Below are 16,101 nucleotides of genomic sequence, written 5' to 3'. Positions count from 1 at the left end.
CAAACAAATTAAACACTTTTAATTTTTTTTAACAGATAATACGTACAGAATCTCAACTCTGTTTTACTATATTTGAACAATCGATTTATCCTTTATATGCCAACAAAACCAATCTTATTTCAAAAAATTATCTTACTTAAACTATCCCTTACATTATTAACATGTACAACCCCAGTTACTCCAGAGTACCAATTTATTGACGGATTAATTTATATTGAAGGCTTTGTGGGAACTACCGAGGGATCTTCCTATGTAACAATAACAGAGTCTGATGTAGCTGTGTATTATAGAAATATTTTTGTCAGCGGTGCTAATGTCGTATTTATAAATGCCGATTCGGAAGAAAGGATACCATTACTTGAAGAAAACTCACAATACTCTCCACCACCCAATTTTAAAGGAGAATTGGGTGAAAATTGGTTTTTAGAAGTGAATTTACCCAACGGTAACCAATATCTATCTGAAATGGAAACCATAAATCCATCAGTTCCCATAAAAGAAATTAATATTAGATATGATAAGCAATTAGAGTTTGTTGAAGATTATAAAAAATACGTTCCAGGACACGAAATATCTGTAACTTTTGATGATCCTGAAAACCAAACCAATTATTATTATTGGCGCCTTAAAACTTATGATAAGGCGCAGATTTGTAAAATATGTTATGAAGGTAACTTTAGAGATAATAACTATATTCGTAATCCCAACATAGATTACTATACTTATTGGTGTGAATCTGATTGTTGGCAAATAGATTATGGGAACAAAATTCATATTTTTTCCGATAAGTTCTCTAATGGAACCACTACATCTTCTTTACCTATAGCTAATGTTCTATTAACCAGAACAACAAATGTTTTAGTGGAAATACAACAATTTTCACTTACCCCCAAGGCCTATGAGTATTACCGAACCATCAAGGATTTAATTGATAACAATGGTGGGTTTAATGCGCCTTTACCGGCAGCACTTATTGGTAACATGTATAATCCAGAAAATCCGAACGAATATGTTTTAGGAAGGTTTACTGCATCATCAGCAAACACAAAATCCATCATGATAGATCGTACTATGATAGAAGAGAGTCCTATAGATAACCAATTAATACCTCATCCAGAACCACCACCATCCGGTCCTGGCCCCCATTATTTATATGCGCCATGTGAAGAAAGCAGATACAGAACCTCAACAGAACCAGAAGGATGGATAGAATAAAATTATTACAGATTAATCAAATTCGAAGCTGGTTTGTAGTAATAGTTTTGTTGGGTATAACTCAGCTTTCAGCTCAAGAATACAAACTCGCTTTCCAAATATTGAGTGAAGCTGGTAATAGACCTATTGAAAATGCCCAGATAATCCTTACTCCTTGTGCATGTGGCGGAGTTACAGATACTAATGGTGAATTTTCCATTAATTTATCCAAAAATACTTATTTAATAAAAGTCTCTTTCATTGGTTTTAAAACAGCGGAAAGAGAAATTACACTGGACCAAGACAAAAGATTACGTTTAACACTTGCTGAAGAAGAACAACAACTATCTGAAGTTGTGTTAAGGGCTAAACGTGTTAGCGAACGTTTGGAATCTCCACAAATGGGAGCTGTACAAATGACTGCACAAGAACTTAATAAAATGCCCGCAGCTGTGGGTGAAGTAGACCTATTAAGAAGCATGACATTATTACCTGGAGTTAATAATGCTGGAGAAGTTAGCAATGGTTTATCGGTTCGCGGTGGCTCATTAGACCAAAACCTTTTATTATACGATTACGCCCCAGTATTTAATCCAACCCACTTATTTGGTTTATTCTCTGTATTTACGCCCGAAGCCATTGCTTCAACCGATCTTTATCGTGCCAATATACCTGCACGCTACGGAGGAAGAATTACTTCTGTGCTAGATGTTAAGGTAAAAAACCCTTATGTTGACAAGTTAAAGTTAAGTGGTGGCATTGGACTAGTTTCCAGCAGATTATCTGTTGAAACACCCTTAATTAAGGATAAGCTTTTTTTATATGCTGGCACCAGAGCTGGATTTACTGACTTTTTATTGCCCATTGTTTCGAAACGATTAGAAAAAACTAAAGCTCGATTCTATGATCATACCATAAAGTTACTTTACTTACCAACGGATAAAGACCAAATCTCGTTTACCAATTTTTTCAGTAAAGATTTCTACCAACTTGATTTGATTTCCCAAATTGAGAATATTAATGCTGAAAGCAATCAATATGATTTTAAAACCTTCAACAACACACTTAACTGGACGCACTCGTTTACTGATAATTCTAGTTTAAGAACCGTTTTATTACATAGCAGATATACACCAAAAACATTATTTCCTGAAAGGGATAATAACAATGTCATTGAATATGAATCTCAAATTAACTTTCTAAGTCTCTTTTCTGAATATTCTAAAAAAATAGATGATAAGTTAAATTATTATCTAGGAATACAAGCCAACAGATATAAAATTAAACCCGGGAAACTGGATCCTGGTAGCGGAAACAGTATCCTACCTGTAGACCTAGATGATGAAACAAGTTATGAATTATCTGCATACTCAAATATTAACTGGAGCCCCAGTGATTATCTGACGCTATCTGGGGGGTTACGATTAAATAATTTTTCTTTTGTTGGTCCTTACACACAAGCCACTTTTGATGAAAGCACAGAAGAAATCACCAACATCACCGAATTTGGCAAAGGCGAAAAGATTAAAACATTCAATTCTATAGAACCTCGATTGGGAGCCAATTTAAAACTAGGAGGAAACACTTCGATAAAAGCTAGCTATGCTCGTTTGAATCAGTACCTACAAAATATTTACAATTCTACCACACCCTTACCAACATCTCGATGGAAAACCTCAGACCCAAATATAGAACCTCAAAAAAGTGATACCTATAGCTTTGGAGTTTATCAAAATTTAGATGACAATAATTTAGAACTTGGTGTTGAAGGCTATTATAGAGACATTCAAAACAATTTAACTTACAAACCAGGTGCCGATTTCTTTTTAGAAGAATTTTTAGAGCGCGATATTGTGCAAGCTCAAGGCAAAGCCTATGGTGTTGAATTTAGTTTGAAAAAACCCAATGGAACCGTTAATGGCTGGATTAACTATACGTGGTCTAGAAGTATACGTGGTCTAGAAGCTATTTAAAAACAAACAGTTCAAAATTAAGTGATAGAATTAACAACAACCAATGGCATCCTTCAGATTTTGATAGACCTCATGTTTTTAATGGTACAATAAATTTTGAAGGTAATAAATACAATACTTTGAGCTTTAACTTTACCGCACAAACCGGTCGGCCATACTCTGTAGCTAATGGTTATTTTAATTTAGAAGGCATTGACATTCCTATATTCTTGGAGCGTAATAATGCTCGTTTGAAACCTTATCACCGTCTTGATCTATCTTGGAAAGTAAAGTATAGCAAAAAATTAAATAGACGTTGGGTAGGTGATTGGACTTTTACCATTTATAATCTATACGCTAGAAAGAATGTCTATAATACCTATTACACACAAAGAACGGGCGATGCAAATAAACATATTTTTCTTGGAAGCCCTCTAGGTTCTTACGAACTAACTATTATGAATAGTCCACTATTTGCCCTAACCTATAATTTTGTATTTGATTAAGGTTTATTTGTATTGACCAGATAAACCTTAATCAATTAAATCACAAAACTTTAAGGAATTCTTTTATTCCATCAATAATTTAAACTTGCTTATAGTAAATCTTAATTGTAAGTAGAAGTAGATACTTCAAAAGTAGAATCTTTCGCCGCTAAATAGCGTTCTGCATCTAGAGCCGCCATACAACCTGTGCCTGCTGCCGTAACCGCTTGTCTATACACATGGTCTGCAGCATCACCCGACACAAATACGCCTTCAATATTGGTTTTTGATGTTCCTGGAACGTTAATAATATAACCTGTTTCGTCTAACTCTAAATAATCCTTAAAAATATCGGTATTAGGTTTATGCCCTATGGCAACAAAAAATCCAGTTGCTGGAATCTCATGTTTTTCATTAGTTATATTATTAAAAACCCTAACACCTGTAACTACGTGTCCGTCACCCAAAACCTCATCGGTTTCTGTATTAAACAATATCTCTATATTAGGTGTTCTTTTAACACGTTCTGCCATGATTTTAGAGGCCCTGAATTCATCACGTCTTACAATCATGGTTACTTTTTTACAAAGTTTGGATAGATAATGAGCCTCTTCACAAGCTGAATCACCCGCCCCTACTATAACGACTTCTTGATTTCTATAAAAGAATCCATCACAAATAGCACAAGCAGACACGCCGCCTCCTAATTTTAAATATTTTTGTTCAGATTCCAATCCTAAATATTTTGCAGATGCACCTGTAGAAATAATAACCGTTTCACAATGAATCTCTTTTTCATCGTCTACCCAAACTTTATGGATATCACCTGAAAAATCAACTTTGGTTATCCAGCCATGACGTACATCAGTTTCAAATCGCTCTGCTTGTTTTTGCAGTTCCATCATCATTTCCGGACCTGTAATTCCATCAGGATATCCTGGGAAATTCTCAACTTCATTAGTGGTTGTTAATTGCCCTCCTGGTTGTGTACCTTGGTATAAAACCGGAGCCATATTAGCTCTGGCAGCATAAATGGCTGCTGTATAACCTGCAGGTCCAGACCCAATAATCAAACATTTTACTTTTTCAATATGTTCTGCCATAATCAATAATTCTTTTAATACTGTAAAAGTAGTTTTTTTGTATTAAACCTTACTAGTAAATTATTAACACTTGGTTATGGGGACATATTTAAAATTTATTACAATCTAATCCTGCTCTATTTATTTCCTTTAATAAATAATTGTAAAACAGATATTTACGGCTATTTGAGGGTTACAAACTTACTTAGCTAGGCTTATTGTTAGTAAGCATAAAATTTTTTTAGAATTGTATTGAGAACTGAGGTTGTAGAAAATTAAAAACTTAAAATAGCCTATATATTATAAACTAAAAAACCCTTTATACAATCAAGTATAAAGGGTTCTTTTTGATTTATGAACTACATTAATTTCTATAGGGATTCGAAGTTGCCCATTGCCCATAGTTTGTATACTGGGACTCATCTAGAATGGTTTTCAAATGATCGCTTTGATATTTCATTCTATCTTGAGTAGCCATAGTTTTTTGAGGATTGTCTCGCTTCCATGTATCCATTGACGAACGTGTTACGCTTTCATATTCACCTATTTGTTCGTCTGTCATATTTAAAGACGTATACATTTGCGTATTCCTTTGTTTGTCATACTCCTCTTGAGTAAGGTCTTGGGTTGGGGTATTTGTTGCCTCATTATTCATCATACTACTGTTGCTATTCATATTATCGTCCCCGTTCATATGATCCATTCCTTGAGCATCGCTCGAGTAGTATGTATCTGATGTACCGTCTGTTCCCGCCTGTTTTGTTGAATTGCCACATGAAATTGCTAATAAAGCAAACATGCTTAATAAAATTTTGATCCCATTTTTCATATTAATTTATTTTAAGTTTATGGCCAAATTAAGGCTAGCCCATAAAATTCAGGTGCTTTATCTATATAATAAGTACCTCAAAAACAATATGTTATTTCTGTAATTGAAATAATAAGGCTATTGGCAATTATGCACGCTAAATACCCTAATACTAGACGAATAACTAGTTATAAAACAGCGAAAAAACCAAAAAATGATTTGTAAAAAACAGAAAATTGTTTGGATGGTTTGTAAGAAAGGTCTATGTTTGGATTGTATTAATAAAACAAAAAAGGAACTTGAAAACTAAAAAACAATGGACCCAAAATTTGAAGCAGGCATTAATATCGCCATAAAAATACCTAAAAGCAAATACGAAAAAACGGTTGCTTTTTACAGGGATATTTTAAAGTTAAAAATCGAAGAAAAACCTATAGATAATCCAACCGTTTCAAGAACCCACCAAGTGACATTCGGGAATAATATTCTTTGGTTAGACTGTGTGGACAACTATACCCATTCAGAAACGTGGTTACAACTTACCGTTCCTGACATAGAAGAAGCAACACAGTATTTACAAACAAACGGTGTGGAAACTTGCGACGATATTGAAGAACTTCCAAAAAAAATGCACTGGATTCAGGACCCAGCAGGAACCGTATTTAACGTGCAAGAGAGACACATAAAGTAAACGAATGAAATCAGGACTTTGCATAAAGCCAAACGTTAGATAATTTATTAACAGCGTTATAAAACAAAAATATCAGTAGCCTTATTTCTGCTGTAATCCAATAAATCTTTTTTACAAAATTCAAATAGGTAGTATTGCATGAAACCACCCCATTCCAATAAAAACAAAACAACTTTCTTAAACCAACTCAATTTTTACAACGCCTGATTTAACTACCTTTGCTTTATTTAAAAAATAGCAATATTGTTATGAAAAACACTAAAAAGCTAGTGGTTGTTGGGGGTGGTTTCGCAGGCTTGGAACTTGTAAAAAGATTAGGTAAATCTGCAGATTACCAGATTGTTTTGGTTGATAGTAACAACTATAATTTCTTTCCGCCTTTAATCTATCAGGTATCCACAGGTTTTATGGAACCGTCTGCCATTAGTTATCCGTTCAGGAAAATTCTAAGAAAATTAAAAAACGTCCGTTTTAGACTGGGTTCCCTTATAAAAGTGGTTCCTGAAGAGAACAAAATAATATTAAGTAACGGTGAGTTGGACTACGATATTTTGGTGATGGCGACCGGTACCGAAACCAACTTTTTTGGCAACAAAAACATAGAGGAAAAAAGCTTGCCAATGAAAACGATTAGTGATGCCCTGTCGCTACGAAATGTAATTCTAACCCGACTTGACCGTGCCACGCGCATTCAAAACGAAGAGGAACGGAAAAAATACTTAACGTTTGTTATTGCAGGCGCAGGCCCTACGGGCGTGGAGCTTTCGGGTATATTATCGGAAATGAAAGCGTCCATTATTTTACAGGACTATCCTGAATTAATGGCACAAGACCTTGGGGACATCCATTTAATTGACGGACAGGCCTCTGTTTTAGCCGCCATGTCTAAAAATGCCCAAACATACACGGCTAAAAAATTAACCGATTTTGGCGTGACCTTAACCATGAATGCCTTGGTTAAGGATTTTAATGGGGAGACCGTGTATTTATCCAATGGCCATGAGATTCCATCGAAAAACCTTATTTGGGCAGCAGGCGTTTCGGCAAAAACGTTTGACGGATTTTCAAAAGACTGTTTTGGAGCGGGCAGACGAATGAAAACAAATCGGTTTAATCTCGTTCATTCATACAACAACATATATGCTTTGGGCGATTGTGCATTCATTGTTGGTGATGAAAAATATCCCAACGGACATCCGCAATTGGCACAACCGGCGTTGCAACAGGCTAAAAATTTGGCAGACAACTTAAGCAGGAAAGACAACAACTGGAAATCATTTCAATACACCGATAAAGGGGCCATGGCCATCATAGGAAGAAACAAAGCGGTATTGGATTTTCCAAATCAAAAACAGTACTTAAAAGGTTTTAGTGCTTGGTTGATTTGGATTTTTGTACACATCATGAGTCTTGTCAATTTTAAAAACAAAATAAGAACCTTGTATAATTGGTTAGGTTACTACATTTATAAAGACCAATCCTTTAGAATGATTATTAAACCAACCGAAAGGAAGAGTGAACAAAAAAAGAGTGAACAACCTAAGTAACGGCTTTTAATTAGCTTACCCCCATAAACAACCCACCTTGTGAGTTATATAACCTCACATAACCATAGTTGTTTTTATAATAAAATACATTTAGTTTTTTAAATGTATCAATACACAAACCCATGCAAACAAAACATACAAAATACTCTATATTAGACCTCGCTATTGTATCAAAAGGTCGCTCGTTGCAAGATACTTTTAACGATTCGCTGGCATTGGCAAAGGCTGCCGAAGAAGTGGGCTATACGCGCTATTGGTTGGCAGAACATCATAACTCCGACGCCATTGGTAGCAGTGCGACTTCTATTTTAATAGGTAAAATAGCCGAAGGCACTAAACGCATACGCGTTGGGTCGGGTGGCATCATGTTACCAAACCATTCCCCATTAATCATTGCGGAACAATTTGGCACCTTGGGCATTTTATATCCCCACCGCATTGATTTGGGATTGGGACGCGCCCCAGGCACCGATAGAGAAACGGCACAGGCCATTCGCTCCGACTTTTACGAAGCCGCCATGTCTTTTCCAGACAACGTGCAACAGATACAGAACTACTTTTCACTAGATAACCTCAACGAAAAAGTCCGCGCCACCGTAGCAGAAGGCGTTGATGTGCCGCTGTATATTTTAGGGTCTAGTACCGACAGCGCGCATTTGGCAGCAAAAAAAGGCTTACCCTATGCCTTTGCCAGTCATTTTGCAACACCCCAATTACAGGCTGCTCTTGATATTTATAGACGTGACTTTCAACCAAGTGAAGCCCTTGAAACACCCTATACCTTCGCCGGCGTTAACATTATTGTGGCAGACTCGGACGAGGAAGCAGAACGTATGTCAACCTCCCTTTACAAAATGATTATTGGTCTATTAACCGGCAAAAGGGATTTTATGCAACCTCCTACCGAAATGACCAATGAGCTGCGCACTATGAAACAGCACCCTTCAGTACAGCAGATGCTTAAATATACGTTTGTCGGCAATAAAGACACCGTAAAGCAGCAAGTGAAAGCGTTTATTGATGAGACGCAGGTAGATGAGCTCATTGCCGTGACCAATATTTATGATAGCAAGGACCGTATTACATCGTACCGTTTGTTTGCGGAGATTATGCAGGAGTTGAATAAATAACGTCTTTGCGAGTGAGTTTATACTGAGCGCAGTTGAAGTAAAGCAATCTCATGAGGTGGAACTACAATTAAAAAGATTGCTTGGTCGTTCCTCCTCGCAATGACGACTTCAGGCACTGACCGAAACCATTAAAACCTTACCCTTAAACTAATATTAGGCGTCATACCAAGTGACTTATTATCTATTTGAACGGTTGATTCAGAATCATTTGGATCAACTTCATAATACCTATTAATGGTATTTTCTCTATCCAATACATTTAAAACACCTGCCCGTAAAGACCCTTTTATAGTGTTTGAAACATTAAAATTATAATTTATGGAAGCATCCAATCGCATGAAATTGTCTAAATTATCACTATTGGGTGTATCATAATTTACAACCGTTTGGCTACCATCTTGTATGGTTTCGTTACCATTAACAGGTTTTGTAAAAGGTTGTCCACTGCGCCAGATACCACCTACTGACACTTCCAAATTATCAAGCAGATTGTAATTAAACGCTAAGGACACCGAATGCCTGATATCTATATTATTAGGGAATTTTGATGGTGTAAAGGATTCAAATTCATAATCATTAACACTATACGTATAACTTAACCAAGTGCTGTAGGTACTTGCTGTTTTATTGATTAAAAACTCCACCCCTTTGGCTTCATAACTTCCTGTCGCATTGATGTATTGAAAATTATTATAAAACCCTAAATTATTATAAAACCCTTGGTTGGAAGTTGTGATCCCTTCTACCTTTTTAAAAAAAGCTTCAATATCTAAAACCAGATTATTCTGATTGAATTCAAATCCGAACGATGCTTGTTTACTTTCTGAGATGGGGATGCTCTGCTCGTTAGCTAAAATCCAACGTCTGTTTTCCACTCCTAGAAAATCATCTTGAAAATCGACTATTTGTGTGGCAGATTGGTTTTTAAACTCCCCTTGTAATTTTAAAGCAAATTGATTAGAAAGCTTTTGTCTTAAATTTAATCTGGGCTCAATTAAAAACTTCGCAAACTTTTGAAAATAATTAGCTCTAACCCCAAACCTAACATACGTTTGGTTGCTGTTAAATTCTAGTTCACTAAAAACAGCATGGTTAAGCAACACATCTTTTTTAGTTCTATCGTATGATGGTGCAGAAACAGTGGTTTGGTTAAGAATGCCTATTTCACTAAACTGATAACCGTTTAGCAAATTCAAATGCGTGTTAAGCTTTAAATTCGTATTGATTTTAATACCTGTCTCAAGCACCTCATTGGATTGCGTTAATTTTTGATCGGTCTCCACTCTATAATCAATCGCATCAACGTTATATTTGGAGTAAAACGCCATGAAATCCGTTGTAAATGTGTCGCTCCAAATGGCATTCCATTTTGTGCCTAAGCCGATGTTTTCCTGACTTAAATTACTCGTTTTAGACTCTGTTTGATTATTATTATTCGTGTAATTTTCTTTATAATCCAGATTGTTGCTTATACCTATAATGTTGGCGCGAAACTTATGGTTTTCATTCAAATCAAATAATAGCTTTGCTGTGTAATCGTAAAAGAAAAACTCTGACGACCGATTGCTTTCACTAATATTATCGCTGTTGGTAGTTAACTCACTATCTTGGAAACTGCGCTCAAAATAATTATCGTAAGTAGGTGAGGTAATAAAATCGGTAAACGAACGTCTTCCGGAAATGTGTAATGCCAGTTTTTTGTTGATAGGAATTTCCAAAAAAGCATCTGCACTTATCAAATTTACACCGAGACCGCCTTGTAATTTATGGGTTAAAACATCTTTTGTAGACATATTAATGGTACTGGACACACCGTCACTAAATTCACTTGAAGTACCATTTTTAGTCACTACAACTTTGTTAGTTAAATTAGGATTGTAAGCTGAAATAAGTCCGAAAAAATGCCCAGAATGATACATTTTTATGTTATCCCAAAGTATTAAATTTTGGTCGTTCGTACCACCTCTTACGTTAATATTGGCTATGCTTTCATTCACACTTTCAACACCTGGAAGTGCTTGTATGGATTGTAATATATCCGGTTCTGTTAGTCCGGGTAAAATGCCGAATTTCTCAGTATTTAAAACAGTACTTCCATCTATGAGCTTTTGCAAACCAGTGGTTAAAAACTTGGTAATAAGCACTTGATTGAGTATTTCTTGACTTTCTTCAAGGACTATGGTTTTACAAATACCATCTTCATGAAACAACGATTCAACAGGCACTTGTTGACTTTTAAAACCTAAATAAGATATGGTTATAAACGAGTTTAAAGGCACATTGTCTAACTGAAACTTGCCTTCATCATCTGATATAACACCTCTATTGGTATTGCTTATGTAAACGGAAGCACCAAATAAAGGGGCATTATTTTCAGCTGAAATCAATGTAACACAGAGAGTAATCATTTTATCAATAACCGACACCGTAATGTAACGATTATCCAATGTTTTAAAATTTAGAAGCGTTTTACGATTTAAGTAACTTAATATTTGTTGAAGATTAAAATTGGCATCTGGTTGTTCAATAGAAACATTCACCACATCTTCATGGGCATATGAAAATTTCACATCAAATTTATTTTCAACAGCTATAATTATTTCTGTTAGCGGTACTTTTTCAGAATTAGTTTGACCGAAACCTAATTGAATAAAACAAATAAGTATATAAATGATCCATTTTCTATTTTCCATAGTTATATAACGTAACGTTTCTACCTTCTATTTTATAACTTAATTTTAAAGGGATGGTAATAGATTGTAACGCAATATTTTTATCTGAATGTGTAAATGCACCTGTAAATAATTGTGACCCATCAACAGCCTCATAATCAACATTTAAGTCGTATTGTCTTTCTAATTCACTTACGACTTGGCTTAACGGAATCTTATCAAAACTTGATTCGGCTTGCAACCACGACGGATTTTCAGCATTAAAATCTTCAACTACTTGAATGGTTTCATTCAACACCCTAAACGATTTTCCCTTGGATAATTTCAGGGTTTTATTGTTATAAGTTACAGCTACCAATCCTTCATAACATTGTACTTCAAAGTAATTGGGGCGTTCTTTTACGTTAAATTGGGTCCCTAACACTTGAACCGTTCCTACAGGGGTATTTACCGTAAATTTTTGTCCTTTGCTAACTTTAAAAAAGGCCTCGCCGCTTAATTCTAAATCACGTGTATCTTTCCAAGTTTTCTTATTGTACTTTAGTGTAGATTGGGCGTTTAAAATAACTTCGGAAGCATCAGGCAACGTGACGTTTTGCGTTTGTGCTATGTGGGTTTCAAAAGATTTTGCATTGTTGAAGAATAAAAAATAAGACGATGCTAGCATCACCACAAGAACAGCAGCAACGCGCATAAACGTTTTAAAGTTTAATGGAATGACTTTGGTTTCTTTTTTAGAAAGGTTTCTTTCTTTAAAAGCATCCAAAGCCTGTTGCGCATCCATTTTTGGCGCTTGCATTTGTGAGGCATAAAAAGCTATTTTCTCTAAAGTTTCAAGGTTTTCAGATTGCTTCAAATCTTTAACTTCTTCTTCAGAAAGCTCATTATTTAACCACTTTAATATGTTATTTTCATTTTTCATTTTATAATCCTTCAAGTCTAAGACAACTACATTTAAATTTACCCTACCTTAAATAAAGAATTCTTCAAACTTAAAATAAAGAATTCTTCAAAACGAACTATACTCAAGGCATAGACTTAGATATCTTTAATCCATTTCATTTTGACCTTTGGGCTAAAAATCAAAATTCTCTACTTCACCTCACCCAGAACTGCCTTTTTGGGTAGGTCTGACCTCTCCAAAGGAAAGGTGATTTGCAAACCCCGAGGCAGAGCCATTGGGGAATTATTTAGATTAAATATTTTCTATGTGTTCCCTTAAAATTTTTAATGCCCCGGACATTCTTTTTTCAACCGCTTTTTGGGAAACGTCTAATAATTCGGCTATTTCCCTGTATTTCTTTCCGTCAATCCGATTTAATAAAAATACTTCGCGTTGTGCATCCGTTAATAATGAAATGGCGTTTTGAAGTTTCTTTTTAAATTCTTCTTCTTCTAATAAATATTCCGGGCTTTCGTTTGTTTTATCAATATAAGGTGCCGCTTTAGCATATTCTAAAACCACTTTATTATGTTTAACGTTGTTTAAAAACAAATTATTAACCGTGGTAAACAAATAGGTCTTAGCTTTTGTAAAATCTATTTTAGAGCAATTTTCCCATATTTTAGAAAACGCGTCTTGAACTAAATCCAGTGCATGATCCTTGTCGCCGCATTTGTAATAAGCAAAATTACTCGCATGCTGTACATGTTCTAAATAAAAATGATTAAAATAGGTTTCTTCACAAAGCATGGGCTTGTTGTTATTCATAAACTAGTACTTTCTATAAATTTAATTTACTTTACAAAAGTAGGGTAAAATTATTTATAGGTGTCTTAATAATAACAATTCCAAAGTATAAAAAAAGATGAAAACGAAACATATTATTAAAACTGATAGATATAGAATTAAGCAAGGTTTTAGCACCATACTTAATGTTTTCAGTCTATTTAGAAAAGTAATTAAAATAAAAGGTAGGGTAAATTTAAACCCAGTTGTCTTAATTACAGAAAGCGTAAAAAATCGCTATTAAAAAGAATAAAAATTATTAACCCTAAAAACTATTATCATGAAAAATTTAAAAAGTATTACATCAATTTTATTAGTCACTTTTTTGGCATTCACATCCTGTCAAGACGAATTGGATAGTGAGAACGGACAAAACCCAAACACGAATGCGGCAAACTCTCAAACAGCCAGCAACCTAGAACGTTCTAGTATGTATGATGGAAGTTTTGATGATTTTATAGACGGCATGTCTTGTTCATCTATATTACTTCCTGTGGTCGCCAATGTTAATGGTACGCAAGTATCCATACTAACACAGTCTGATTATCAATTAGTTTTAAATATTTTAGGAGAAATTACTAATGATGATGATGTGGTTACACTACAATTTCCTTTAACTGTTAAAATGAGTAATTACACCGAGGTACAAGTTGCCAATCAAGCGGAATACGATGCATTAATTGATGCTTGTGAAACGGTTGAAAATGAAGGAAAGAGTGCTATTTCTTGTATCGATATTGATTTCCCGATCACTATTTTAACGTATAGCTTAAATCTGGAACAAACCGGCAGTGTAGTTATTGAATCAGAGCAAGAATTATATGCTTACATGAATAACTTAGGAAACAATGAATTGTTCGCTATTAACTACCCTATTGCGGCAACCTTAAATAATGAAACCGTTATTTCCATAACTAGCGATTTAGATTTACAAGCAAGTATTAGCGATTGTTTAGATGTTGAAGAAGCTGAAGATACAGCTGAAGCTGAAGCAAAAAATCTAGAAACCATTATAGTTGATGGCGCTTTTAAAGTACAATCTTTTGTAAATGCTGGCGTAGAAAAAGCCACAGATTATGCAAACTATACTATAGATTTCGCAAACGACAAAACATGTACAGCAGTAAACTCAACGATTAGTACTGTAGAGGGTACTTATGAAGTGACATCAGAAACTGAAGTATTCTTAGACTTAACTTTTTCAGGAAATGCAACATTTAGTTTACTTAACCATAATTGGGAAGTAACAAGCTTTAGTAACACATCTATCTCTTTAAAAAGTACAACTAATGCTGCCGTAACACTGGTTTTGACCCAAATTTAGTATTTATTTAATTTTTGGTAGGTTGGTTTGGTAACCAACTTGTATGGTGGAGCAGCTGTTGGGAAACTAACAGCTGCTTATATTTAAAATAAAAATAACATGAAAAAAATATTGAAAATAGTTTGCATCATAATCGTTTTAGCGGCTTGTTCAAAAGATGACGATTTGAAAACGGTTGATGAAACCAATAATAAACATGAAAACCAAAAAGCAACTGGAAGTTCCTCGCACGATCTATTATCTGACAACACCTTTAAAAGTTTGGTTATTGAATTGGTTTATGTTGAAGGCTTAAAGCCATCTCAAAATACCATTGATAATTTTGTTTCTTTTTTAAATGCCAGAACTTTCAAACCTAATGGTATTACTGTTGAAACGAGAGCTATTGCCTCCACAGGAAAAACATCTTATACAAATCAAGACATTATTGCTATTGAAGATGCCCACCGAACTAAGTACAACATAAATAATCAAATAGCTGTTTGGGCTCTTTTTATTGATGGAGCTTCTGAAAACACCACAAATTCTGGAGCTGTTTTAGGAACGGCTTATAGAAATACATCATTCGTGATTTTTGAAGAAACCATTCAGGAGTTAAGCAACAGTACTTTTGAACCTAATAGAAGTGTTTTAGAAACCACAGTAGTAACGCACGAATTCGGGCATTTACTCGGCCTGACAAACCTAGGTTCCAACATGGTTGAAAATCATGAAGATCCTGAACATGTCAAGCATTGCAACGTTGAAAGTTGCTTGATGTATTGGGCTGCCGAAAACGGTTCGGGATTATCAAACTTAGTAGGGGCGAGCACAGCACCACAACTTGATGCAAAATGCATTGCCGATTTGCAAGCAAACGGCGGAAAATAAAAATTACTTAACTTTTAAAAACATAAGACAATGAAAACGATTTTAAAATTCTTATTTATACTAAGCGCAACGCTAACAGTACAAGCTCAAACAGAACAATCTAACGCAGGTATCAAAGGCGGTTACAACTTAGCCGCGGTAAGTTTTGATGGAGATACGGAAACCGGACAAAGACACGGATTTCATATCGGTTTTTATGGCGAATCATTCATATCGGAAAGCACATCATTCCAAATCGAACTTTTATACTCGCTACAAGGTTATGAATTAAGGGATGACAGTGGAACCTTCACGCAAAAGATTGATTACATAAACTTACCATTATTACTAAAATTATATCCAGATGAAAACGTCTTCTTAGAAGTTGGCCCACAAGTTGGATTGGCTATTTCACATAAAGAAGAATTTGACAGTAACTTTAATCTGTTTGATACATCGCAAGAATTTGAACCAGATAACTTTGATTGGGGCCTTAATTTAGGTGCTGGATTTAAAACAGACTCTGGGGTAAGTTTAGGAGTTCGTTACCACTTAGGTCTAGGAAATGTTTATGATGAAGGCCATCCTAAAAACAGGGTTTGGCAATTTTCTCTAGGATTTGATTTTTAGAAAAAACT

At 34.9% G+C, this 16,101-nt stretch carries 14 protein-coding genes; 9 read left to right on the top strand and 5 right to left on the bottom strand.

Translation table 11 applies throughout. From position 1 onward, the window contains the following. The first annotated feature begins 96 nt into the window (after positions 1 to 96). The 3 genes from CSW08_RS09940 (at position 97) to CSW08_RS09930 (ending at position 3,652) form a co-directional block, all read left to right on the top strand. Positions 97 to 1,215 carry a DUF4249 domain-containing protein gene (locus CSW08_RS09940; protein WP_106659738.1) on the top strand — a complete coding sequence of 373 codons (1,119 nt, stop codon included), beginning with the start codon at positions 97 to 99 and terminating at the stop codon, positions 1,213 to 1,215. Continuing rightward, a complete protein-coding gene (locus tag CSW08_RS09935; protein ID WP_106659737.1) occupies positions 1,203 to 3,167 on the top strand; it encodes a TonB-dependent receptor in 1,965 nt (654 codons plus the stop codon). Before CSW08_RS09940 ends, CSW08_RS09935 begins: the two co-directional genes overlap by 13 nt. Positions 3,168 to 3,286: 119 nt before the next feature. Further along, on the top strand, positions 3,287 to 3,652 hold the full coding sequence (locus tag CSW08_RS09930; RefSeq protein WP_106659736.1) for a hypothetical protein: 366 nt from the start codon (positions 3,287 to 3,289) through the stop codon (positions 3,650 to 3,652). Positions 3,653 to 3,753: 101 nt separating this feature from the next. Here CSW08_RS09930 and trxB read toward each other — a convergent pair whose 3' ends face one another. Together trxB and CSW08_RS09920 are read right to left on the bottom strand one after the other, a co-directional pair. After that, entirely contained in the window at positions 3,754 to 4,734 is a 981-nt protein-coding gene (trxB, locus tag CSW08_RS09925) for a thioredoxin-disulfide reductase (RefSeq protein WP_106659735.1), read from the bottom strand. Positions 4,735 to 5,077: 343 nt separating this feature from the next. Then, positions 5,078 to 5,416, bottom strand: a complete 339-nt coding sequence (locus CSW08_RS09920) for a hypothetical protein (protein WP_157831462.1) — start codon at positions 5,414 to 5,416, stop codon at positions 5,078 to 5,080. Positions 5,417 to 5,837: 421 nt separating this feature from the next. Between CSW08_RS09920 and CSW08_RS09915 the strand changes: the two genes are divergently transcribed. The 3 genes from CSW08_RS09915 (at position 5,838) to CSW08_RS09905 (ending at position 8,889) form a co-directional block, all read left to right on the top strand. Further along, positions 5,838 to 6,212 carry a VOC family protein gene (locus CSW08_RS09915; protein ID WP_106659733.1) on the top strand — a complete coding sequence of 125 codons (375 nt, stop codon included), beginning with the start codon at positions 5,838 to 5,840 and terminating at the stop codon, positions 6,210 to 6,212. Positions 6,213 to 6,460: 248 nt separating this feature from the next. Next, positions 6,461 to 7,759, top strand: a complete 1,299-nt coding sequence (locus tag CSW08_RS09910; protein WP_106659732.1) for an NAD(P)/FAD-dependent oxidoreductase — start codon at positions 6,461 to 6,463, stop codon at positions 7,757 to 7,759. Between the two features lie 122 nt (positions 7,760 to 7,881). Then, entirely contained in the window at positions 7,882 to 8,889 is a 1,008-nt protein-coding gene (locus tag CSW08_RS09905) for an LLM class flavin-dependent oxidoreductase (protein ID WP_106659731.1), read from the top strand. Between the two features lie 128 nt (positions 8,890 to 9,017). Here the strand turns inward: CSW08_RS09905 and CSW08_RS09900 are convergent, their stop codons facing one another. The 3 genes from CSW08_RS09900 to CSW08_RS09890 form a co-directional block, all read right to left on the bottom strand. Beyond that, positions 9,018 to 11,582, bottom strand: a complete 2,565-nt coding sequence (locus tag CSW08_RS09900) for a TonB-dependent receptor (protein ID WP_106659730.1) — start codon at positions 11,580 to 11,582, stop codon at positions 9,018 to 9,020. Further along, positions 11,572 to 12,483: a FecR family protein gene (locus CSW08_RS09895; RefSeq protein ID WP_106659729.1), complete on the bottom strand. Its 912-nt coding sequence runs from the start codon at positions 12,481 to 12,483 to the stop codon at positions 11,572 to 11,574. Before CSW08_RS09895 ends, CSW08_RS09900 begins: the two co-directional genes overlap by 11 nt. Positions 12,484 to 12,756: 273 nt before the next feature. After that, positions 12,757 to 13,272, bottom strand: a complete 516-nt coding sequence (locus CSW08_RS09890) for an RNA polymerase sigma factor (protein WP_106659728.1) — start codon at positions 13,270 to 13,272, stop codon at positions 12,757 to 12,759. A gap of 298 nt (positions 13,273 to 13,570) precedes the next feature. On the opposite strand from CSW08_RS09890, the gene CSW08_RS09885 reads away from it, so the two are divergent. The 3 genes from CSW08_RS09885 (at position 13,571) to CSW08_RS09875 (ending at position 16,093) form a co-directional block, all read left to right on the top strand. Next, positions 13,571 to 14,614: a hypothetical protein gene (locus CSW08_RS09885; protein ID WP_106659727.1), complete on the top strand. Its 1,044-nt coding sequence runs from the start codon at positions 13,571 to 13,573 to the stop codon at positions 14,612 to 14,614. A 99-nt stretch (positions 14,615 to 14,713) separates the two neighbouring features. Beyond that, positions 14,714 to 15,484 (top strand): zinc metalloprotease, encoded by a 771-nt coding sequence (locus CSW08_RS09880; protein WP_106659726.1) that lies wholly within the window; start codon positions 14,714 to 14,716, stop codon positions 15,482 to 15,484. A 30-nt stretch (positions 15,485 to 15,514) separates the two neighbouring features. Beyond that, positions 15,515 to 16,093, top strand: a complete 579-nt coding sequence (locus tag CSW08_RS09875; RefSeq protein ID WP_106659725.1) for a porin family protein — start codon at positions 15,515 to 15,517, stop codon at positions 16,091 to 16,093. Positions 16,094 to 16,101 lie beyond the last annotated feature (8 nt).

Origin of the sequence: Confluentibacter flavum, from assembly GCF_002843175.1 — a bacterium.
GTDB classification, from domain to species: Bacteria; Bacteroidota; Bacteroidia; order Flavobacteriales; family Flavobacteriaceae; genus Confluentibacter; species Confluentibacter flavum.
The sequence above is the reverse complement of the archived record's forward strand: the minus strand, read 5'-3'. Positions and strand labels throughout refer to the sequence as shown.